This window comes from Zhenhengia yiwuensis (genome assembly GCF_014384995.1).
GTDB classification, from domain to species: Bacteria; Bacillota; Clostridia; order Lachnospirales; family Cellulosilyticaceae; genus Zhenhengia; species Zhenhengia yiwuensis.
Genome location: NZ_JACRSY010000022.1, coordinates 34,845 through 55,359 on the forward strand (window position 1 = coordinate 34,845; position 20,515 = coordinate 55,359).

The window sequence follows — 20,515 nt, forward strand, 5'->3', positions numbered from 1 at the left end:
TTTTAATTCATCCAGCTCTTATAGACCTAATCTATATTCACTTTGACCAATGCGAATCTTATCATGATTAGAAAGCTTCATTTCACCTCTTACTCTCTGTCCATTAATGTATGTACCATTTGTAGAATTTAAATCTAGTATATAAAGCTCTTGATTTCTTTGATAAATCTTACAGTGATTTCCTGATACTGTCATATCTCCCTCAATAGTCCAGTGATGATAACCTGTATTTCTACCAATAGTTAAATAACCATCAAGTACAAATCTTTTATTTTCATCTTTTTGAGTAGCACTTACTTTATAGAAGTTTAAAATAACAGGTACGGATCCTTCTGCATAGCTTGTTTCTGATACGATTTGTGTATTTTGTTGCTGCACTAGTTTATCTTCAGCAAACTGCTTATACTTTTCTGCTTCTAATTCCTCACTTTTTTGTTTGAGCTGACTAATAATTTTTTCTAAATGGGGTTCTTCCTTGAGGCTACTTGCTACTTCTGCTGGTTGTAGATTTTCTACTTGTCCCCTTGCCTGCTCCTGATTTTGCACTTCTACTTGCGGTATTTTTTCTAGGGGTGGATTTATCTCCTCCACTAGTGGTTCGTTTACTTGAAGCTGACTTGCTCCTTGTTGTGGTTTTTCCTGTGGCCATCTTACTTCTTCCACCAGTTGTTCTCTTACCTGAGACTGACTTACTTTTTCTGCTTGCTGTTTGCTTTCCTCTAGTTGATTTGGCTCCTGCACTTGCTGCTTGCTTTCCTGCCCCTGATTTAGTGTTTTTTCTACTGGCTGTAACCTTTCCTCTACCTGCTGTGTGCTTACTTGCGGCTGATTTACCTCTTGAACTTCCTCCTGTTTGACTGGTGGTACTTCCCTCTGAACTTTTCTTACTTCTTGTGGTTCTTGATTTTCTTCTGATACTACTTTTTCGCCCATCTTCTCGGCTTTTTTTGCTTCTTTTTTTTTAAGTTTACGTTCTCTTTTTGCTTCTCTCTTTGCGTCACGTTTTGCAGCACCTGCTAAATATATGGCAACAGGTATGAGAGAAATAAGAATCCCTATTATACCACCTACTGCGGCGTACTGCATCAAGTCAATTGAAGTGTCCATCATCTATCGTGTCCTTCCTATTATACAAAAATATTATGTTATATATTTTAACATAATCTGTAAAAATTACTACTAATTCTGCCATACTTTCATTTTTCCTATTTCCCTATTCCCCCAGCTATAATAAGGAACAAAAACATATTCTTGTTGATTAGGGCACTTGGCGATCACTTCTACAATACCTCTCGAAACACCTGACATTTCTGCTATTTCTTTAATTGTTACAACCACTTTTATTCTTCTCCTCTAGTATTATTGTGCACGCCACACAATTACCAAACTAATTTTTTCTCAAAATTATAAGTTATTCAATCTATCATCTGTAATTTATAATAATCTACACTAAAGTCACAAAACACCTCCTTAAGGTGACTTCTACATCATCTTAAGGAGGTGTTTTATCTTATACTGATTCAGCTGGTAAAATAACAGGCACCTCTTCCCCTGCTTGTTTCATTCTCTCCACAAGTCTTGCCGCTAACTCTTTTCTAATTTCTTTATATGCAGCATCGCTAACTAAGTTACAAAGTTCATATGGATCTTTTTGTAAATCATAAAAGTAAGCTTCATAGTAAGTAGATGCTCCTGATTCTTTCCATGGATCACCTTGTGCTTTTACAGCGTATTTATAACGCTGAGTACGAATAGCTCTTCCAATATGACTTTCACTAATTTGCAAAAAGACTTCTTCTTGCCAGTTCTTTGCATCCCCTTGAGCCAATTTACGAATAGATTTTCCGTGATAACTTTCTGGTATAGCAATCCCTGCACAATCTAGAAGTGTAGGTGGTAAATCAATTAAACTTACTAACTCTTCTACTACTCGCCCCTTTTCAAAACCTGGTCCATGGATGATAAGTGGGATATGTATACAACCATCATGACAAGAACGTTTATACTCACTGTTACGTGTTTTAAAGTGTGAACCATGGTCAGATGTATAAATAATAATAGTATTATCATAAATACCTTTTTCTTTTAGTGTATCTACGAGTCTTCCTATATTATAGTCTAAGCTATGGCAACATCCTAAGTAATCTGGATATTGTGCTTCCCAATCGCCTTTTCCTTCTGGTAAATCTCCTGGTTTTTCATAGTTTTTAAAACGTTCTTTACTTCCATCAGGCCCTTCATAACGATTACGGTCATTTTGATGGTGAGGCTCTATTTGTGATACAAATAAGAAGAATGGGTTATCACTTTCTTTATTGCGGATATAATCAAGTGCATAATTATTGATACAGTCTGCACGGTATCCTATAAATTCTACCTTCTCATTGTTTTTATCAAATACATACCCATTGTAGCCATGTGAAGTAAATTCTAATACATCTGAAGCCATCCAATAATCTTTATAGCCCCCCCTTCTTTCCTTTGGAATAGCTGCTTTTTCATAATGCATATTGGTACCATTATCACTTGCTAAATGCCATTTACCCACATAAGCCGTTTCATACCCTGCTTCATTAAAATAATCTGCTAGCATCTTCTGCGTAAAATCTGGTGCAATAGCATTTGTAAAGCATCCTGTAGCTGTAGCATACTGTCCAAGCTGCAAGCATGATCTTGCTGGTCCACATACAGGTTGGCAAGTGAAGGCTCCATTGAACCTTGTCCCCATTTCAGCTAACTTATCTAAGTTTGGTGTTACATCTAATTTTTGTCCATAACATCCTAGAGTGTCCCATCTTTGTTGGTCAGAAAAATAAAAAATAATATTAGGTCTCTTATCCATTGTTCTACTCCTAAATTCTTCTTTTATTTATAGGCTTGTTCTTTAACAATAGCTGCCCACGTACAGGTACTTCTTTTCTGTTTTTCCATATGACTTATAAATCATTTATAAGCCCCCTTTGTTTTCTCTATAAGCCTAAATATTTTATATGATTATACTATATCATAAATTATGTATTAAATTTGCATATTATATTTTAAAATTATCATTCTATTTAGAAATACTGTTTTACTTAACATTTTTATAGCTACATTTTACTTTCACGTAAAAAAATTTCCTTAATTTAAAACTTTAAAAAATATATTAATTAAATATTGACCTAGAATTTCGAAAATGCTACAGTAATAAAAAATTAAGGGGGTTTTGTAATGGAAAGAATAATCTGTGCACCTAGTCAATATAGCCAAGGTCAACATCTTATAGAAAAACTTGCTTCTTATTATAAAAAAATAGGTAATCAATCTGCCTATATTATTGTAGATTCATTTATTAACCAAACTTATCATGACATGATTATAAAGAGCTTTGAAGTTTCACATACGCCCTACACCTTAACTGTATTCGGAAAAGAATGTTGTATGGAAGAAATTCAATTACATGTACATGCACATACTTTAAATGCCTATGATGTTGTTATAGGTATAGGTGGTGGGAAAACATTAGACACTGCCAAAGCTGTAGCACATTTTCTTCATTTACCTGTCATCATTTTGCCAACTTCTGTTTCTTCTGATGCACCTTGCAGTCAGATTTCTGCCATTTATACAGCTGATGGATGTTTCGATTACTACCTTCAGCTTGGCACTAATCCCAATATGGTTATCGTAGATACCTCACTCATTATACAAGCACCTATCAGACTTTTTGTAGCCGGTATGGGAGATGCACTTTCTACTTATTATGAATCCTATGCCTGCTACCAGTCAGGTGCATGCTCTCAAGTAGGTGGAACAATCACTAAAGCCGCTCTTGCTCTTAGTAAACTTGCGTTAGATACATTGCTTGAAGATGGTTATGCTGCAAAGTGTGCCATCGAGAAAAAAGTTGATTCACCTGCTGTAAACAATATTATAGAAGCTAATACTTATTTAAGTGGTGTAGGCTTTGAAAACTGCGGTCTTGCCCTTGCTCATGCTACGGCTAATGCACTTTCTAAACTACCTACTTCTACTGTTTCTCTACACGGTGAAAAGGTTGCCTTTGGTACACTACTTCAAATCATACTTGAGCAAAGACCAAAATCAGAAGTTCAATCTATTATAGGTTTTTGCTGTACTGTAGGCCTCCCAACTACCTTAACAGCTCTTGGCGTTCAAGAAGAGCAACTTCACACACTCATCCCCCTTATCTTAGAAGAACCAGGCATCAAAAATATGCCCTTTTCAATTACTTCTGATATGCTTTATGATGCACTTATCAGCTTAATACACTAGCTTTATTATAAATCCAATGCTTTTATTTAAGAAACAACTCTCTCTTACATCTTTATACAACTTTAAATAAAGTTTCTTAATAGCATTTCTCAATATAGGCTCTAAACTAAAAACACGCCCTGACTAGGCCACATAGCCTTTCAAGACGTGTTTTTCCTTTTACGCTTCACTTAATGTTTTAAGTCTATATAAGAGTTTCAAAAAGATTTCTTCTTTGATTGGTTCTTCCCAAAGCTTCATAGCATAAGGCTTTTGGCAAATATAATAGCCAAACAGTGCTTTTAGCATATCCATATCAGCTGTTGGAATAAGTGCTTCATATTCTTCACCTGGTGCTTTTTCTTGTAAGTAGTTAAAATACTCTTTGTTAATTATGCCACATTGATGGGATTCGTCTACAAATGCTGTAATTTCATCGTCTTGTCTTCTGTACCCCAGAGTAAGTACAGTTGGGTCTTCAAAATACGGAATAAATTTTAATAAACGAGCATAGTTGTTCATAATTTGTCCCCCTGATAGCTATTTCAGTATTTTTTTAATCATTTTAACCAAAATTAACACCTTATAATTTTGAATTAGAAGTAATTGTATAAATTATATCAGATAATTTTATAATTTTCATTATTAAAATATAATATTTTTTTAACTTATTTTATGGTAATTATTATCTAATTCTTTAAATGTCTATAGTTTTTTTAATACTCAGTAGGCGATATGCCAAACTTTTTTTTAAACATTTTTGAGAAATTGAACAAATCATGATATCCTACACTCGTTGCAGCCTCTCCCGGCTTATAATCATATAATCCCATAAGCTCTGCAGCTTTTGTTAATCTAAATTCTACTAAATAAGCTTGAGGAGATTTACCCATCTTCTTTTTAAATATATTGCTGAAATAACTTCTTTCAAGTCCTAATTTTTCTGCCAAACCTTCTATAGTAATAGGCTTCATATAATTGGCCATAATATAGTTCTTCGCTTTATCGATATAGATGCTCACCGCTTCTTTGTTTTCTCTTTTTCTATCCTCTACCTGTACAAGAAGTTCATAAATTTTACTACAAATATAAAACTCTCTACCTGTTTCAATAAGGTCACTTTCCTTTATCGCTTTAAAAATATACTCTGCTTGAGGGAGCGAAATCACATCTTCCTCAAGACATGTACGAATAGGCAAATCTAGTTCAAATCCTACCCAGCAATAATGCCATGGTTCTTTTTGATCAGCTTCATAATAGGTTACTTCAAAAGGATGAATCACAAAGATTTCACCTTGTTTAACATTATAACTACCTCTTGAGCTTTCAAACCTTCCTTTACCAGATAACACATAATGTAATAAATAATAGGGTCTTGTAGCAGGCCCAAATGCATGTCCATTTCTACACTTTTCTTCTCCACATAAAAGTGGCTTAATATCTTTAAAAGGATAATCCCTTAATAAAACTTCTTTAATCATTTTTCCACTTCTCCTAAATTTATTACAAATTTTATATGTACTTATTAAAACAATACGAAATAGATGTATCTTAAAGATTACACACATTATAACAAATTTATCTCACATCATCCAATTACCTATAGTTAATTTTTTTCCTATAATAAATCCAAAGAAAGGAAGTGTAAATATGCTTAAAATTACTTTTTTAGGTGCTGGAAGCACTGTTTTTGCTCGTAACGTTCTAGGTGACTGTATGTGTAGTCCTGTACTACGCGAATGTGAGATTGCACTCTATGACATTGATGCTGAAAGATTAAATGAAAGTCACATGATACTAAATGCTATTAATAAAGGAAAAGGAAATCCTAGTACTATTAAAACTTATCTAGGTTTAGATGCTCTAAAAGATGCTTTAAGAGATGCTCACTTTGTAGTGAATGCTATTCAAGTAGGCGGTTATGATCCTTGTACTATTTTAGACTTTGAAATTCCTAAGAAATATGGTATTCGTCAAACCATAGCGGACACTTTAGGCATTGGAGGCATCATGCGTACCCTTCGTACAATCCCTGTTATGGAAACCTTTGCACGCGCTATGGAAGAGGTTTGCCCTGATGCATGGTTCCTGAACTACACCAATCCAATGGCTATGCTTACAGGCTATATGCAACGCTATACAAAAATAAAAACTATAGGTCTGTGCCATAGCGTACAAACTTGTAGCCGTGAACTTCTAAAATCTGTAGGTCTAGAAGATAAAATTGAAGGTCGCAAGGAACTTATAGCAGGTATTAACCATATGGGATGGCTTCTAGAAATCAAAGATAAAGAGGGTAATGACCTCTATCCAGAAATTAAAAAACGTGCCAAAGCTAAGAATGCTTCTGAAAAACATCACGATATGGTACGTTTTGACTATATGGATAAACTTGGATACTACTGCACAGAATCTAGCGAACATAATTCTGAATACAATATGTTCTATATTAAGAGCAAATACCCAGAACTTATTGATGCGTTCAATATTCCTTTAGATGAATACCCTCGTCGCTGTGTTAATCAAATTGCTGGTTGGGAACATCAACGTGATGACTTACTTGCTCACCCAGTTCTCGAACATAATCGTAGCCAGGAATATGCTTCTTATATCATGGAAGCCCTCGTTACTAATATTCCTTATAAAATCGGTGGAAACGTACTTAACAAAGGCCATCTCATTGAAAACCTTCCTGAAGATGCCTGCGTGGAAGTGCCTTGTCTAGTAGATAATGCAGGCATTCATCCTTGCTATGTAGGTAAGCTTCCAGTACAGCTAGCAGCTATGAATATGACTAACATTAATGTTCAACTTCTCACTATAGAAGCTGCTGTTACTAAAAAGAAAGAACATATCTATCACGCTGCTATGCTAGACCCTCATACAGCTAGTGAACTTTCTATCCCTGATATTATGGCTATGGTAGATGAACTTATAGAAGCTGAAAAAGATTGGCTTCCTGAATACCAATAATCTTCCAAATAAAAAAGGGAGGATTGCAAAATAAAATTTGCAATCCTCCCTTTTTTATTTCTATATTATAAGATACGCTTTACCACTCAAATTTAAAGCAACTTTCCTTTTCATACTTTTCTCCTGCTCTTAAGATGCTATCTTCTATAAAGCAGTCTTCATATCCAATAGGTAAACTCTGAGTCTCAAAACAGATTCCCATTCTTACTTTAGCCATTTCACCATTTTGTAAGTACTTTGGATCATCTGCAAAGTTCATACTATAAATCACTACTACTTTTTGATCTGTTGTTACATACATACGCCTTCTAGAAATAGGGTCCTCGTAAACAACTGCCTGCTTACTTCCTTCACGTAATACCCATGGATGATCATAGCCTGATTGAAGTTTTGTACATTCTTCATCAATTTGTGCGCCTATACACTTTAAGTTATTAAAATTAAATGCATCTACATCTTTTACCGATAAAAGTTTTCCTGTAGGAATCGAAGCTTCATCGAGTTGTGCGATATAATCGCTACATACTTGTAAGTTATGCATGGTAACAGGCGCTTTTACATCTCCTGATAAATTGAAGTAACTGTGATTTGTTAAGTTAACTAATGTATCTTCATCACTTACTGCTTTATAATGTATTTTTAATTCATTAGATTCTGTTAATGTATAAGTTACTTCAACTTGTACGTTACCTGGATACCCTTCTTCTAAATGGGTACTTACATAAGATAAACTAACACCCACTGCATCTGCGTGCTCGAAAGTTTCTACATTCCAAACTTTTTTATTAAAGCCTTCTAACCCACCATGAAGATTGTTTTCTCCATTATTAACTGGCAATTTATAAACTTTGTCATTGAGTGTAAATCTAGCTCCGCCAATACGTCCTGCTGTACGTCCTATAAGAGCTCCAAAACATGCTCCATCTTCTAAATAATCTTCTAAATTTCTATATCCTAATACTACATTTTCTATATTACCCTTAGCATCAGGTACCATAATCTTTGTAATGATACCACCTAAGCTCAAAATTTCTACACTCATTTGCTGTGTATTTGTTAAGGTTATCTTTTGTGCCTGTTTAGGTCCTACCCCAATAGCTTCTCTATTTAATCGCATCTTCTCACCTCACACTATCCCTTTGAATAAGAGCAGTTGGAATTGTTACTTTCTTATGCAAACTTCTCCCTGTTGTAAGTTGTTCAATCAAAAGCTCGACCCCTGTTTCAGCCATAAATTCTGTATAAACTTTAACTGTTGTAAGCGCTGGTGTTAAAAATTGTGCTGTTTTAATATCGTCAAAACCTAAAATACTTATATCTTCTGGAATAGAAAGTCCTGCATCAAATATAGCCTTATAAGCTCCTATAGCCATAGGATCACTAGCAATAAAAACAGCAGTTGGTCTATCTTTTTCTTTTAGTAGTTTACCCATAAGGCGGTGTCCATCTTCATAAGTAAAACTTCCTTTTAAAATCCATTTCTCTTTTACAGCTTCTTTTTGTGCCATCCATTTTCTATAGGCTATTTCCCTACAGTCATCTAGTTTCTGCTTATCTTTATTAATGAATTCTTCTCCACCAATAAAGGCTATTTTTTTATGTCCAAGCTTTTCTAAATAGTTTAAAGCTTCTTCTACCCCACCCTCATAATCTGCAATAACACTATCATAACGCTTTGGTGCAGGTGAACAATCTAAAAATACAATATGTGGCGAAAGAGCTTCTATTTCTTTAATATCCTCTTCACCAAACTTACCAATTGCCACAAGTCCATCAATTACTTTTTCTTCATTTAAATGATTAATATTGACGTACTGTACGTCAAGTTCCTGACATTTCTTCTCTACTGCCAATCTAATAGACAAATAGTAAGGGTCCCCCACCTCTTCTTTTTGACTATACCAATTTGCAATACCTATTGTATACTGTTTTGATTTAGATCTACGTGTTCGTGTAGGCGTGTAATTTAAGGCTTCTGCAGTTTCAAAAATCTTCTTTCTTGTCTCTTCTGACACACTCATATTCTGGTCAAAATTAAGTACACGGGAAACTGTAGCTACACATACACCTACCTGAGCTGCGATGTCTTTAATAGTTGCCATATATACCTCTTCTCTAATTTACTCTTTTTTACTTTTAGTATATTACATTCTTACTAGTCTTTCAATATTATATTTTTTATTCTTAAGTAAAATAAACATAATTTTTTACTAAAAATGTTGATTTATTTTACTATTTTAATATAATTAAATTATATTCTAATATTTCAAGGAGGATTCTTATGCACGTAGTGACCATGAAGCAAGAATTCATCAAACTTTTTGACCACGCGCCTGAGCATGCATACTTTGCCCCCGGCCGTATCAATCTTATTGGAGAACATATTGATTACAATGGTGGTCTTGTTTTCCCTGCGCCTATTACACTTGGTACTTATGCACTCGTAAGTAGACGCGATGATACATTAGTAAAAGCTTATTCTATGAATTTTAAAGATCTTGGCCTTATTACTTTTGATTTAAACAACCTTACCTATGATCCAGCACATGACTGGGTAAATTACATCAAAGGTGTGGCTAAAATGCTTGCTGAAGAAGGCACTCCTGTTCCTTCAGGACTTAATCTTGTAGTATTCGGAGATATTCCTAACGGTTCAGGCCTTTCTTCTTCTGCTTCGCTTGAAATGCTTACAACTTATATCTTTAAAGATTTATTTAATTTTAATTTATCCCCTGTAGATTCTGCCCTTTTAGGTAAAAAAGTAGAAAATCTTTATATCGGTGTAAATAGTGGTATCATGGATCAATTTGCCATAGCTTTAGGTAAAAAAGATCATGCAGTTTTACTAAACTGTGAAAATTTAGATTATGGATATTTCCCAATAAAGCTCGAAGATCATTGTATAGTTATTATGAATACTAATAAACGTCGTGAACTTGCCGACTCTAAGTACAATGAACGCCGCAGTGAATGTGAAAGCGCTCTTTCTAAACTCCAAACTGTCTTAAATGCACCTAACTTATGCTCTATAGTGCTTGCTGACTTAGAAGCTCATAAAAACCTTTTAACAGAAGTCGAATACCGCAGAGCACATCACGTTATTACAGAAAATGAACGCGTTAAACAAGCAACTGAATGCTTAAAAGCTAACAACTTAGAAGAATTCGGTAAACTTCTTAATGCTTCTCATACTTCTCTTTGCCATGACTATGAGGTAACAGGCAAAGAACTTGATGCACTCGTTGAAGCAGCATGGGAAGCGCCTGGTATTGTAGGTGCACGTATGACAGGTGCTGGATTCGGTGGCTGTAGTTTAGCTATCGTAGAAAAAGACTCTGCTGAAGCCTTTACTAAATATGTAGGTGCTAAATATGTAGATGCTATCGGTTATGAGGCTTCCTTCTACATCGCATCTATCGGTGATGGTCCTACTTGCATTCAAATGGAAGGAGATGAGGCACATGTCTAACCTTTTCTCTCTTGTAGATAGACTTATTGTGCTTTCTCTAGATGCAAACCTTATAGAGGAAACAGACATTCAGTACGTACGTAATCGTATCCTTGCTGAATTTGGTGAACTGAGCTACGAGGAAACTGAAGAAGCTACAGGTACTCTTTATGATACATTAGACGCGCTTGCTGACTTAGCCATGCAAAAAGAACTCATTGGCGATACATTAGCAGAAAAAGATATCTTTACTTCTCGTCTTATGAATCTTTTCCTAGATAAACCTTCTGTAGTTAATGCTAAGTTCTTTGAACACTACGCTCATTCACCAGAAGAAGCTACAAACTACTTCTATGCTATGAGTCAGGCTTCTAACTATATTAAAATGAACCGCATTGCTAAAAATAAGCAATTTACAACACCTTCTCCTTACGGTCCTATTGAGATTACTATCAATTTATCTAAACCTGAAAAAGACCCTAAGCAGATTGCAGCAGAAAAACTTCTTGCAAGCAGTAGTTACCCAACTTGCCTGCTTTGTACTGAGAATGAAGGCTTCGAAGGTACACTTAAGCAACCTGATCGTGCTAACCATCGTATGATTCGCCTTGCTATTAATAATGGTGACTGGATGCTTCAATATTCTCCTTACCTTTACTACAACGAGCACTGCATCCTTTTATCAGCAAACCATACGCCAATGCAAGTAACAGGTGAAACTTTCTATACCTTACTTGGCTTTACCAAACAGTTCCCTCACTACTTCATAGGTTCAAATGCAGATCTTCCTATTGTGGGTGGCTCTATTCTTTCTCATGAGCATTACCAAGGTGGGCACTACACCTTCCCTATGGACCATGCTACAACACTCTTTAACTTTACACCTAATGAATACCCAAATGTAGAAGGTCATGTGCTTAACTGGCCTCTTTCTACACTTGAACTCACAAGCACTTCTCTTAGTGACTTAGCAGAGTGTAGCAATATGATTTTAAAACTTTGGCGTAATTATAGTGATGAGAGTCTTGGTATTCTCTCTCATACTGGAGATACACCTCACAACACCATTACACCAATTTGCAAACGTCAAGGTGATAAATATGTTATGCGTCTTGTACTTCGCAACAACCGTACAAATGATGAACATCCTCTAGGTATCTTCCATGCCCACGAAGATGTACACCATATTAAAAAAGAAAATATAGGCCTTATTGAAGTAATGGGTCTTGCAATCTTGCCAGCGAGACTTCTTACTGAATTAGAAACGATTAAAGCTTATATCTTATCTGAATCCCAAGATGTTCCTCCATATCATAAAGCTTGGGCAGATATGCTTAAAGAAAAGTACATACCAGATACTAATTTAGACGATTATATCACAGCAGCACTTGGAGATAAGTTTGTTCAAGTACTTGAACACTGTGGCGTATACAAATTAACTAATGAAGGTTTAGTTGGCCTTAAAAAATTCCTTAGCAACTTTGCAACATTATAAATCGGACATACAAAAACTGCTGTAAATATATATTACAGCAGTTTTTTATTCATCTGATTCCATAATCCCTTTAAGATAACTTTCTAAATTTAAGACAATGTACTCTGTATTACCATGTATTTCTTGATAAGGCAACGTTTCATCATCTATATAAATATAGCCATCTCGTGTTAAGTACATTCTTTGAAATAGAGTTTCTCCCTTTACCAAATATTCAATATCAATCGTATAGTACCTCCCATCTGGTGAACTATGATATTTTTTGTCCCATACTTTACAATACTTAAACGCCTCCATCAATGCTGCTATTTCTTCAAACTGTTCTTGATGAATAGCAATCGTTTCAGAAGCTGGTGTTCCCCTATCCCACCATGTTACACGTACGATACAGTTTATAATCTCTGTCTCCTCCTCAATATGATTCATTTTCTCAAAGGTCACAGGCCTAGTCATTATAAAGAAACCTATAACCATTATCCCTAGTACAAAAGCTGGCCAATATCGTACTTTCTTATCCACACACTCTCCCCCCAAGCTTTAATTTATCTCTAAAACCTAGTTCTCTTACCAGTATTTATATTCTATTTCCTCGTCAGTTATTTCATTTAACCTGACTCTTTCCCCCATTCTATCTCCCTCTCTTATTACTATTTAACACATCATATCCTATTCTTTTCTCTTTATATCCATTCTTTTTAAGCATACTATCTCATTCTCTTTAGCGTACGCAGAGACTCTGCTTCTCCCTATTCATTCTTGCCACAGTAAGTATAAAAAAGCCATCTAAACCTTTAATAGCTCAGATGGCATCTTCTTATACTTTTCTAACTCTCTTTTTTATTAACAACATTTTTTACAACGTCTACTAAGTCTACACCTGTTAATGAATCAATGACTTCTGGAAGTTGTGCTACAATGTTGGTTACATTTTTTGTGATCTTACTTGCACCGCCATCTCCTCCATTATCAATAACCACGATTTTTTCTGTTTTACTAAGTGGTTCAGAGATAGCTGCTGCAATTTCAGGTAATCTTGATGTAAGCATTTCAACAATAGCTGCTTCGCCGTATTGTTTGTAAGCCTCTGCTTTTTCTTTCATAGCTTCTGCCTCTGCTTTCATAGCATCAGCTGTAGCTTCACCCTTAAGCCTAATAGCTTCTGCTTCTGCCATACCTTTAAGCTTGATGGTTTCAGCTTCTGCTTCTGCACGCTTAATCATCTCAGTACGTTCAGCATCGGCCTTTTGTTCAATACGATATTTTTCAGCTTCTGCATTCTTTTCAATTTTGAACTTATCTGCTTCTGCCACTTTCTTAATCGTTGCTTCAAGTTCACGTTCACGTTTTTTAGCTTGTTGCTCTGCAATTTCTGTTTGACGTTGTTCTTCAAACAATTCAGCATTTTTCTGTCCTTCAATAACTTGCTTCCTAACAATATTTTCTTCTACTTGATAAGCAAGGTCTGCTTTAGCCTGTGCACGTTGTTCTTGTTCTTTGTATTCCTGAACTTTTAATTCTTTTTCTTTTTCAGCACGTGCAATTTCTGTCTCAGCTAAAAGCTGTGCCTCGCGACCTGCACGCTTAGCTTCTGCTGTTTTTTGCATTTGCTCTTTTTGAGCTTCTGCTTCTGCAATCGCCGCATTTTTCTTTACCTCTGCAATTTGTTTTGCTCCAAGTGCTTTTAAATACCCTTGCTGGTCATCAATATCACGAATTGTAAAAGTAGTGATTTCAAGACCCATTTTTTCCAGATCAGATTTTGCTACACTTTCGACTTGATTAGCAAACATCTCCCTATCTTTATAAATTTCTTCAACAGTCATTTTAGAAATAATTTCACGTAATTTCCCTTCAAGTACATCTTGAACTGTTGCTTTAATAACTTGAATGGTTTCTTTTTCACGACCTGTATTAAACTGCTCTACAGCTTGCAGGATGCATTCTTTATCAGATTTTACTTTAATAATTGCAACACCATCTGTATCAAGTGGTACACCGTTACTATCTAAAGAACCAAAAGTTTTAATTTCGACTTTCATGTTTTCCAGGGAAATACGATCTACCTGTTCGAAAATAGGAATAACAACCCCACCGGCTCCACTAATAACACGCTTTTTAAGACCTGTTACAACAATAGCCTTATCTTGTGGAGCTTTCTTCCAAAGTAGAGCAATCAAAAGCAAAATAACAACAATTCCTACTACTACGCTTATAAGTGTAATAATCATAGTATCCATTTTATCTCCCCCTTAATTAATTAATTCTATACTCAATATAATATTTCGAATATAACTAAATTATACAAAAAAGAGTCTGCTTATGCAAACTCTTTCTTATCTTATATTTTCACTTAGTTTTCTTTTAATACGTTGAAGAGCATTATCAATAGATTTTACAGACTTACCCATCTCATGGGCAATCTCATGATAATTTTTGCCTTGTGTGTGACTTAAAAGTACTTCCCATTCTAAATCGCTAAGGGTCTCTTTCATATGCTTTTTCAGAAGCTTCAAATCTTCTTGATGAATAATGAGTTCTTCTGGATTTGGTCCTACTTCATCTCTTAAGGTATCCATTAAAGTGATTTGATCTTCTTCTTCCCCCGCTATAGGTAAGTTTAAAGAAATACTTGTATTAAGAGGCATATGCTTTTGTCTTGTAGCTGTTTTAAAAGCTGTACTAAGCTGTCTTGTAATGCATAAAGTTGCAAAAGACTTAAAAGTTGTATCTTTGTTTGGATTATAATCACATATAGCTTTAAATAATCCAATCATACCCTCTTGAATCAAGTCTTCCCTATCTGCACCTATGAAATAAGTGGATTTAATCTTTTTCCTTACAAATATTTTATACCTTTGAATAAGAATTTCTATACAGTTTAAATCTCCAGACCTATAAGCTGCAATAAGCTCTTCATCTGTTAAGACCTCGGGTGTCATCATACCTATCCCCTCCTTAGTCTAGCTCTCCAAGACATAAGCCTTCATCTCTCTTGTAAAAATTTTAGAAGTAACGTTGTCTTACAACTTCATAAGCAAGAATACTTGCTGCTACAGACGCATTAAGAGAAGTTACTTTCCCATACATTGGAATTCTAACAACGAAGTCACATTTACTCTTAACAAGTTTAGATACACCTTCGCCTTCACTACCGATTACAATACCAATTGGTCCTCTTAAGTTATCTGTATAAATGATTTCACCATCCATATCTGCACATGCTACCCAGATCCCTTTTGCTTTAAGCTCTTCAATTGTTTGTGCAATATTAGATACTTTCGCTACCTTTGTATATTCAATAGCACCTGCTGATGCTTTAGATACTGTTGAAGTAAGCCCTACTGCTCGACGTTTTGAAATAATAATACCATGTACACCTGCATTATGTGCTGAACGAATAATAGCCCCTAAGTTATGTGGGTCTTGAATGTTTTCAAGGATAAGAATAAATGGATCTTCACCTTTAGACTTTGCATCATTTAAAATTTCATCGATTTCAACATATTTGTGTGCACTTACATAAGCTACCACACCTTGATGTTTTTCCATGTTACACATTTCATCAAGTTTTGTTTTTTCAACTTCTTGCACAACAATCCCACGTTGTTTTGCATCACCCATGATTTTTTTGATAGAGCCTTCCATTTGACCTTTTTGTACAAGGATTTTTTCAATATCACGACCTGATTTTAATACTTCAAGTACTGAGTTTCTACCAAATAAGATGTTTTCATCAACTACTACACCTTCTTTTGGTTGTTTGCTTCTAGCTGGTCTTTGGTTATAAGAAGGTCTTCTATTTGTAGCTTTTTCACCTTCACCACCTTTTTCGCCTTGTGCTTTATTAGATGTTTTTTTACCATCTACTACTTTTTCACCTTGTACTTTATTAAATGGCTTCTTGCCTTGGTGCCCTTTACCTTGGCATGGTTTTTTCTTAAATGGCTTTTTGCCTTCTGCTGGTCTATTTTCAGTTGTTTGCTCTAGATTCATTACTATTTGTTCTCCTTTTTCTTCTTGAGTTCATCAAGGTCTTGTTTAGATATACCGCCTGTTACTAAAATCATAATCATATAAACGACTCCACCTACTGCAACAGCTCCAAGAGTCATCACCGCATTTTGTATCGTTGATGAAGCATCTAATACTTTCCCTAAAAGTCCATAAGTAAAGTAAGCTGCAACGCCCATTGTAAGCGCTGAAATAAGTGGCTTAATAATAACTAATGCTACATTAAGTTTAAAGCCTGTAATCTTTTTAACGGCTATAAAGTTGTAAAGTGTAAATACACCATATCCTGCAATAGAAGATAATGGCGCTCCTAAAATACCTAATGGTGTACCTACTAAAATAATGTTAAGTACCGCTTTTACAACTGCTGCAAGTCCAATTGCTTGTACTGGAATCCACACTTTTCCAAGTCCTTGTAATACCCCAGTCATAGCTTGTCCTAACATAATAAATGGAATACTGAAAGCTGCTACTTGAAGAATTGGGCCACCTTGCAGTGATTCTGGGAATAAGAAGCCCATAATTGGCACAGCAAGTACTGCAAGTCCAATAGCTGCTGGCAAGGATAAAAGTAATCCAAAGCGTGAGCCAAGTTCCATCTTATCTTGCATTTCCTTGTGATCTTTACGTGCTACCGCTTCTGCAATAGCAGGAACAACACTTGTTACAAGTGCCATACCAAAAGCAAGTGGTAGATTAACAAGTGTTGAAGTATTTGTAAGCTGTCCAAAAAGATTAGCTGCATCTAAGTCAGACATACCACCCTTTACAAGTACAGCTGTTACAATAGCAGAATCCATAAAATTCATAACAGAGTTAACTGCTGCCCCAATAGAAATTGGAATAGCAAGTACAAGTACAACTTTTACAACACTTTTAAATGGTGTCGCAATAGTAGCTTGTTTTTGACTGTCCATTTCCTCATGAATTTCTTTTTTATGTTTAAGATATAAAAGTGCAAGTACTAATGCACCGCATACACCACCTACTACGGAGCCAAAAGATGCCCCACCTGCTGCATAACCTACATTTGGCATAAAGAAATAAGCAAGTCCAAGTCCTACTACAACGCGGCCAAAGTTCTCTAAAACTTGTGAAATAGCTGTTGGAACCATGTTCTGCATACCTTGGAAATAACCACGGTATACACCCATAATACAAACAAAGATTGGACTTAAACTAAGTCCCCATAAAGAATAAATTGTCTGCTCTTCCCATCTGAATGCTTTAATAAGTAAGGGTGATCCTATGATGAAAAATCCAGACATAATCAGACCCACAATAATCATAAAACGCATAGTATGCTTAAAGATTAAGTGTGCTTCCTTATACTGACCTAAAACTCTTTTTTCGGCTACTAATTTTGAAATAGTTGAAGGAATGGCTACGATTGCAATAGAACTTAAAAAAGTATAAATTGGATAACCGTATCCATAGTATCCCATCCCTACATTCCCAATAAGTGAACCAAGTGGTATTCTAAAAAAGGCACTAAGTACTTTAGCGAAAAGTGCTGCTACTGATAAAATCAGTGCCCCTTTTACAAACTTTCCTGTTGCTTTTGACATAATTTCCTCCTTAGTACAACGTCTTATAATGCATTAAGGCCTATTTCAATGATTTCATTGATACGGTCTATTCTACCCTCCAAATATAAATACCCTATGAGGGCCTCAACACCTGTTGCATGTCTATATTCTGTAATATCGGCATTTTTAGGTGCTGAGATACTTTTTGCATTACGACCTCTTTTTAACACTTGCAGCTCTTCTTCTGTAAGCATATCTTCTATAAGATGATAAAGCTTCGCCTGAGCTGTAGCGCGTACCAGCTCGCGTGAAGCCTTATGCATTTTATTTACTGGCATATTCCCACGACTTAAAACATATGTGCGAATAAAAAGTTCATATACGCCGTCTCCAATGTAAGCAAGTGCTAACGGAGAATAGGTATTGGCTTTATGCGTATTCATTTTTGTAGTCACATTTAAAACTTCATTAAGATTAGTATTCATATTCTAATGCTTTATATACGTTTAAAACGTACTCCTTCTCTTGTATCTTCAATGAGCACACCTTGTTCTTTAAGGAACTCACGAATTCTATCAGCTTCAGCAAAGTCCCTTGCTTTTTTAGCTGCTGTTCTTTTTGCAATATATTCTTGTACTTCATCATCAGATAAAGCATGTGCTTTTTCTTCACCTGATTCATAGATAAGACCAAGAATATTGACAAGCTTCATAAACTCATCATATACAGCTTGTGTAAAGTCTTTTGTAGCACCTTCTTTAGCATAAGTATTTGCAAATTTAACAAGTTCAAAGACAACGCTTATAGCATCTGCTGTGTTAAAGTCATCTTGCATAGCCTCATGGAATTTAAATTCGAAACCTTTAAGTTCTTCTAAAAGAACAGTCTCCTCATTTGTTAAAGGTTCACCTTTTGCATGGATAAGGGCAAATTCTAAGTTAGACTTACATGTTTTAATACGCTCTAACCCATTTTTTGCAGCTTCCATTAAATCATTGCTATAATTAAGTGGACTTCTATAATGAGCACTCAGCATGAAGAAACGTACTGTATCATAACCGAATGCTTCACCTACATCTCTTAACACTTTAAAGTTACCAAGAGACTTACTCATTTTGTGATTATCAATATTAAGGAAGCTATTGTGCATCCAATAATTAGAGAATGTCTTTCCATTGGCCGCTTCACTTTGTGCAATCTCATTCTCATGGTGTGGGAACACTAAATCTTCACCACCAGCATGAATATCTATTGTCTCACCTAAGTATTTTTTACACATCGCAGAACATTCAATATGCCAGCCTGGTCTTCCCTCACTCCATGGACTTTCCCAGTAAGGTTCACCATCTTTTTTAGGTTTCCAAAGTACAAAGTCCATAGGATTTTTCTTTTCCTGCGCAACTTCAATACGTGCACCAGCTTCAAGCTCATCTAATACTTTTTTAGAAAGCTTACCATACTCATTAAAGGCTGTTGTATCAAAGTATACTGTACCCTCTACCTCATAAGCAAAACCTTTTTGGATTAAAGTTTCGATCAATTTAATAATACCGTCCATCTCTTCTGTTACACGTGGATGATGAGTTGCACGTTTTACATTAAGATTTTTAGCATCTTGAAGCGTCTCACTAATATACTCTTCCACAAGTTCTGTTGTACTGCGACCTTCTTCATTGGCTTTATTAATAATCTTATCATCTACATCTGTAAAGTTTTGAACGTAGTTTACATCGTAACCTATTGCTTCAAAATATCTTCTTACTGTATCAAATACGATATATGGTCTAGCATTCCCAATATGAATGAGATTATAAACTGTTGGACCACACACATACATACGCACCTTATTTTCTTCAATAGGTTTAAAGGTTTCTTTTTGTTTTGTAAGAGTGTTATAAATTTTAATCATTTCTCTCTTCCTTTCCTTCGTAATGATCTTTTCTATAGTTTTCACATACTTCTTTTCCGGTGCAGTTAGGCACAGTGCAGTGATGATCATGAGACATCATCGATGTATGAATATGTGTTATACTTTCTATTTGCCCGAGTTTCTTCTCTAATACTTCTATTGTATTTTTAAGCTTACAGATTTCCATTTGAATAGGGTCTGGTACTTTAACCTGATCAAGCTGCTTACATGGATTGACTCTTTGACCTGCTACTTTTACAACTCTTCCTGGAATACCTACTACAGTAGAATCTTCTGGTACTTCTTGAAGGACTACTGCATTGGCTGCAATACGTGAATTATCGCCAACTTTAAAAGGTCCTAATACTTTAGCACCTGTACTAATCATTACATTGTTACCGATAGTAGGATGCCGCTTGCCGTGATCTTTCCCTGTACCGCCTAATGTAACACCATGATAGATGGTAACATTCTCACCAATTTCACAAGTTTCTCCTATAACAACACCCATACCATGATCGATAAATAATCCTTTACCAATAGTAGCTCCTGGATGAATCTCAATACCCGTAAGTCCTCTACCTAATTGTGAAATGAGTCTTGCTATAAAAAAATGATCTTTTTTATAAAGCTTATGCGCTATTCTATGGAATAAAAGTGCATAAAAACTAGGATATAAAAATACTTCTGCTGACTTTTTAATGGCCGGGTCACGTTCTTTAATAACTTCGATTTGCTCTTTAATATAGCCCATAACTCTCATCTCCTTTATTTTTAAATGTACATAAAAAAACTCCCCTCTATAATCAGAGGCGAGTTATACGCGGTTCCACTCTGTTTAAAGCACCTAAGTATGCCAGGTACTCTATCTCAATGGCTTTAACGCAGCTTATACG

19 protein-coding genes and 1 other annotated feature (1 of these 20 running past the window's edge) are annotated in these 20,515 nt (G+C 35.3%); of the genes, 4 read left to right on the top strand and 15 right to left on the bottom strand.

All coding sequences use genetic code 11. From position 1 onward, the window contains the following. Positions 1 to 18 precede the first annotated feature (18 nt). From H8718_RS13355 to H8718_RS13365, 3 genes are all read right to left on the bottom strand, one after another. Entirely contained in the window at positions 19 to 1,110 is a 1,092-nt protein-coding gene (locus tag H8718_RS13355) for an FHA domain-containing protein (RefSeq protein ID WP_249333283.1), read from the bottom strand. 69 nt (positions 1,111 to 1,179) lie between these two features. Continuing rightward, positions 1,180 to 1,338 (bottom strand): hypothetical protein, encoded by a 159-nt coding sequence (locus H8718_RS13360; protein WP_249333284.1) that lies wholly within the window; start codon positions 1,336 to 1,338, stop codon positions 1,180 to 1,182. Between the two features lie 172 nt (positions 1,339 to 1,510). Continuing rightward, positions 1,511 to 2,842, bottom strand: coding sequence for a sulfatase-like hydrolase/transferase (locus H8718_RS13365; protein ID WP_249333285.1), 1,332 nt, complete (start codon positions 2,840 to 2,842; stop codon positions 1,511 to 1,513). Between the two features lie 368 nt (positions 2,843 to 3,210). Between H8718_RS13365 and H8718_RS13370 the strand changes: the two genes are divergently transcribed. After that, positions 3,211 to 4,275, top strand: coding sequence for a glycerol dehydrogenase (locus H8718_RS13370; RefSeq protein WP_249333286.1), 1,065 nt, complete (start codon positions 3,211 to 3,213; stop codon positions 4,273 to 4,275). A 159-nt stretch (positions 4,276 to 4,434) separates the two neighbouring features. Here the strand turns inward: H8718_RS13370 and H8718_RS13375 are convergent, their stop codons facing one another. Both H8718_RS13375 and H8718_RS13380 read right to left on the bottom strand, forming a co-directional pair. Continuing rightward, on the bottom strand, positions 4,435 to 4,776 hold the full coding sequence (locus tag H8718_RS13375) for a DUF6508 domain-containing protein (RefSeq protein ID WP_249333287.1): 342 nt from the start codon (positions 4,774 to 4,776) through the stop codon (positions 4,435 to 4,437). A 194-nt stretch (positions 4,777 to 4,970) separates the two neighbouring features. After that, entirely contained in the window at positions 4,971 to 5,735 is a 765-nt protein-coding gene (locus tag H8718_RS13380; protein ID WP_249333288.1) for an AraC family transcriptional regulator, read from the bottom strand. Between the two features lie 169 nt (positions 5,736 to 5,904). Here H8718_RS13380 and melA point away from each other — a divergent pair, with 169 nt between their 5' ends. Then, positions 5,905 to 7,227 carry an alpha-glucosidase/alpha-galactosidase gene (gene melA, locus H8718_RS13385; protein ID WP_249333289.1) on the top strand — a complete coding sequence of 441 codons (1,323 nt, stop codon included), beginning with the start codon at positions 5,905 to 5,907 and terminating at the stop codon, positions 7,225 to 7,227. 79 nt (positions 7,228 to 7,306) lie between these two features. On the opposite strand, the gene H8718_RS13390 is transcribed toward melA, so the two are convergent. Together H8718_RS13390 and H8718_RS13395 are read right to left on the bottom strand one after the other, a co-directional pair. Then, positions 7,307 to 8,344, bottom strand: a complete 1,038-nt coding sequence (locus H8718_RS13390) for an aldose epimerase family protein (RefSeq protein WP_249333290.1) — start codon at positions 8,342 to 8,344, stop codon at positions 7,307 to 7,309. A gap of 4 nt (positions 8,345 to 8,348) precedes the next feature. After that, positions 8,349 to 9,329, bottom strand: a complete 981-nt coding sequence (locus H8718_RS13395; RefSeq protein ID WP_177671670.1) for a LacI family DNA-binding transcriptional regulator — start codon at positions 9,327 to 9,329, stop codon at positions 8,349 to 8,351. A 179-nt stretch (positions 9,330 to 9,508) separates the two neighbouring features. Here H8718_RS13395 and H8718_RS13400 point away from each other — a divergent pair, with 179 nt between their 5' ends. Next, positions 9,509 to 10,696, top strand: a complete 1,188-nt coding sequence (locus H8718_RS13400; RefSeq protein ID WP_249333291.1) for a galactokinase — start codon at positions 9,509 to 9,511, stop codon at positions 10,694 to 10,696. Continuing rightward, positions 10,689 to 12,170, top strand: a complete 1,482-nt coding sequence (locus H8718_RS13405; RefSeq protein ID WP_249333292.1) for a UDP-glucose--hexose-1-phosphate uridylyltransferase — start codon at positions 10,689 to 10,691, stop codon at positions 12,168 to 12,170. The genes H8718_RS13400 and H8718_RS13405 overlap by 8 nt, the downstream gene beginning before the upstream one ends. Positions 12,171 to 12,215: 45 nt before the next feature. Here the strand turns inward: H8718_RS13405 and H8718_RS13410 are convergent, their stop codons facing one another. From H8718_RS13410 to epsC, 8 genes are all read right to left on the bottom strand, one after another. Beyond that, positions 12,216 to 12,689, bottom strand: coding sequence for a hypothetical protein (locus H8718_RS13410; protein WP_177671673.1), 474 nt, complete (start codon positions 12,687 to 12,689; stop codon positions 12,216 to 12,218). 305 nt (positions 12,690 to 12,994) lie between these two features. Further along, positions 12,995 to 14,407, bottom strand: a complete 1,413-nt coding sequence (locus tag H8718_RS13415; protein ID WP_177671674.1) for a flotillin family protein — start codon at positions 14,405 to 14,407, stop codon at positions 12,995 to 12,997. A gap of 96 nt (positions 14,408 to 14,503) precedes the next feature. Beyond that, on the bottom strand, positions 14,504 to 15,112 hold the full coding sequence (gene sigH / locus H8718_RS13420; protein ID WP_177671675.1) for an RNA polymerase sporulation sigma factor SigH: 609 nt from the start codon (positions 15,110 to 15,112) through the stop codon (positions 14,504 to 14,506). A gap of 61 nt (positions 15,113 to 15,173) precedes the next feature. Further along, positions 15,174 to 16,163, bottom strand: coding sequence for a 23S rRNA (guanosine(2251)-2'-O)-methyltransferase RlmB (gene rlmB, locus H8718_RS13425; protein WP_177671676.1), 990 nt, complete (start codon positions 16,161 to 16,163; stop codon positions 15,174 to 15,176). Between the two features lie 2 nt (positions 16,164 to 16,165). Then, positions 16,166 to 17,749: a putative polysaccharide biosynthesis protein gene (locus H8718_RS13430; RefSeq protein WP_177671677.1), complete on the bottom strand. Its 1,584-nt coding sequence runs from the start codon at positions 17,747 to 17,749 to the stop codon at positions 16,166 to 16,168. 23 nt (positions 17,750 to 17,772) lie between these two features. Beyond that, entirely contained in the window at positions 17,773 to 18,153 is a 381-nt protein-coding gene (locus H8718_RS13435) for a Mini-ribonuclease 3 (RefSeq protein WP_249333293.1), read from the bottom strand. Between the two features lie 53 nt (positions 18,154 to 18,206). Continuing rightward, the gene (gene cysS / locus H8718_RS13440) at positions 18,207 to 19,616 is read right to left on the bottom strand and encodes a cysteine--tRNA ligase (protein WP_249333303.1); all 1,410 of its coding nucleotides are present in this window, start codon (positions 19,614 to 19,616) and stop codon (positions 18,207 to 18,209) included. After that, the gene (gene epsC, locus H8718_RS13445; protein ID WP_408646580.1) at positions 19,612 to 20,373 is read right to left on the bottom strand and encodes a serine O-acetyltransferase EpsC; all 762 of its coding nucleotides are present in this window, start codon (positions 20,371 to 20,373) and stop codon (positions 19,612 to 19,614) included. Before epsC ends, cysS begins: the two co-directional genes overlap by 5 nt. 51 nt (positions 20,374 to 20,424) lie before the next feature. Continuing rightward, positions 20,425 to 20,515: a binding site (T-box leader), on the bottom strand (it continues 131 nt past the right edge of the window).

Excerpts from the sequence above, each read along its gene's own strand:
- H8718_RS13415 (WP_177671674.1), bottom strand. The coding sequence starts at position 14,407 with ATGGATACTATGATTATTACACTTATAAGCGTAGTAGTAGGAATTGTT.
- rlmB (WP_177671676.1), bottom strand. The coding sequence starts at position 16,163 with ATGAATCTAGAGCAAACAACTGAAAATAGACCAGCAGAAGGCAAAAAG.
- epsC (WP_408646580.1), bottom strand. The coding sequence starts at position 20,373 with ATGGGCTATATTAAAGAGCAAATCGAAGTTATTAAAGAACGTGACCCG.
- H8718_RS13405 (WP_249333292.1), top strand. The coding sequence starts at position 10,689 with ATGTCTAACCTTTTCTCTCTTGTAGATAGACTTATTGTGCTTTCTCTA.
- H8718_RS13390 (WP_249333290.1), bottom strand. The coding sequence starts at position 8,344 with ATGCGATTAAATAGAGAAGCTATTGGGGTAGGACCTAAACAGGCACAA.
- H8718_RS13370 (WP_249333286.1), top strand. The coding sequence starts at position 3,211 with ATGGAAAGAATAATCTGTGCACCTAGTCAATATAGCCAAGGTCAACAT.
- H8718_RS13355 (WP_249333283.1), bottom strand. The coding sequence starts at position 1,110 with ATGATGGACACTTCAATTGACTTGATGCAGTACGCCGCAGTAGGTGGT.
- H8718_RS13430 (WP_177671677.1), bottom strand. The coding sequence starts at position 17,749 with ATGTCAAAAGCAACAGGAAAGTTTGTAAAAGGGGCACTGATTTTATCA.
- H8718_RS13435 (WP_249333293.1), bottom strand. The coding sequence starts at position 18,153 with ATGAATACGCATAAAGCCAATACCTATTCTCCGTTAGCACTTGCTTAC.
- H8718_RS13400 (WP_249333291.1), top strand. The coding sequence starts at position 9,509 with ATGCACGTAGTGACCATGAAGCAAGAATTCATCAAACTTTTTGACCAC.
- H8718_RS13365 (WP_249333285.1), bottom strand. The coding sequence starts at position 2,842 with ATGGATAAGAGACCTAATATTATTTTTTATTTTTCTGACCAACAAAGA.
- H8718_RS13380 (WP_249333288.1), bottom strand. The coding sequence starts at position 5,735 with ATGATTAAAGAAGTTTTATTAAGGGATTATCCTTTTAAAGATATTAAG.
- melA (WP_249333289.1), top strand. The coding sequence starts at position 5,905 with ATGCTTAAAATTACTTTTTTAGGTGCTGGAAGCACTGTTTTTGCTCGT.
- H8718_RS13395 (WP_177671670.1), bottom strand. The coding sequence starts at position 9,329 with ATGGCAACTATTAAAGACATCGCAGCTCAGGTAGGTGTATGTGTAGCT.
- sigH (WP_177671675.1), bottom strand. The coding sequence starts at position 15,112 with ATGATGACACCCGAGGTCTTAACAGATGAAGAGCTTATTGCAGCTTAT.
- H8718_RS13375 (WP_249333287.1), bottom strand. The coding sequence starts at position 4,776 with ATGAACAACTATGCTCGTTTATTAAAATTTATTCCGTATTTTGAAGAC.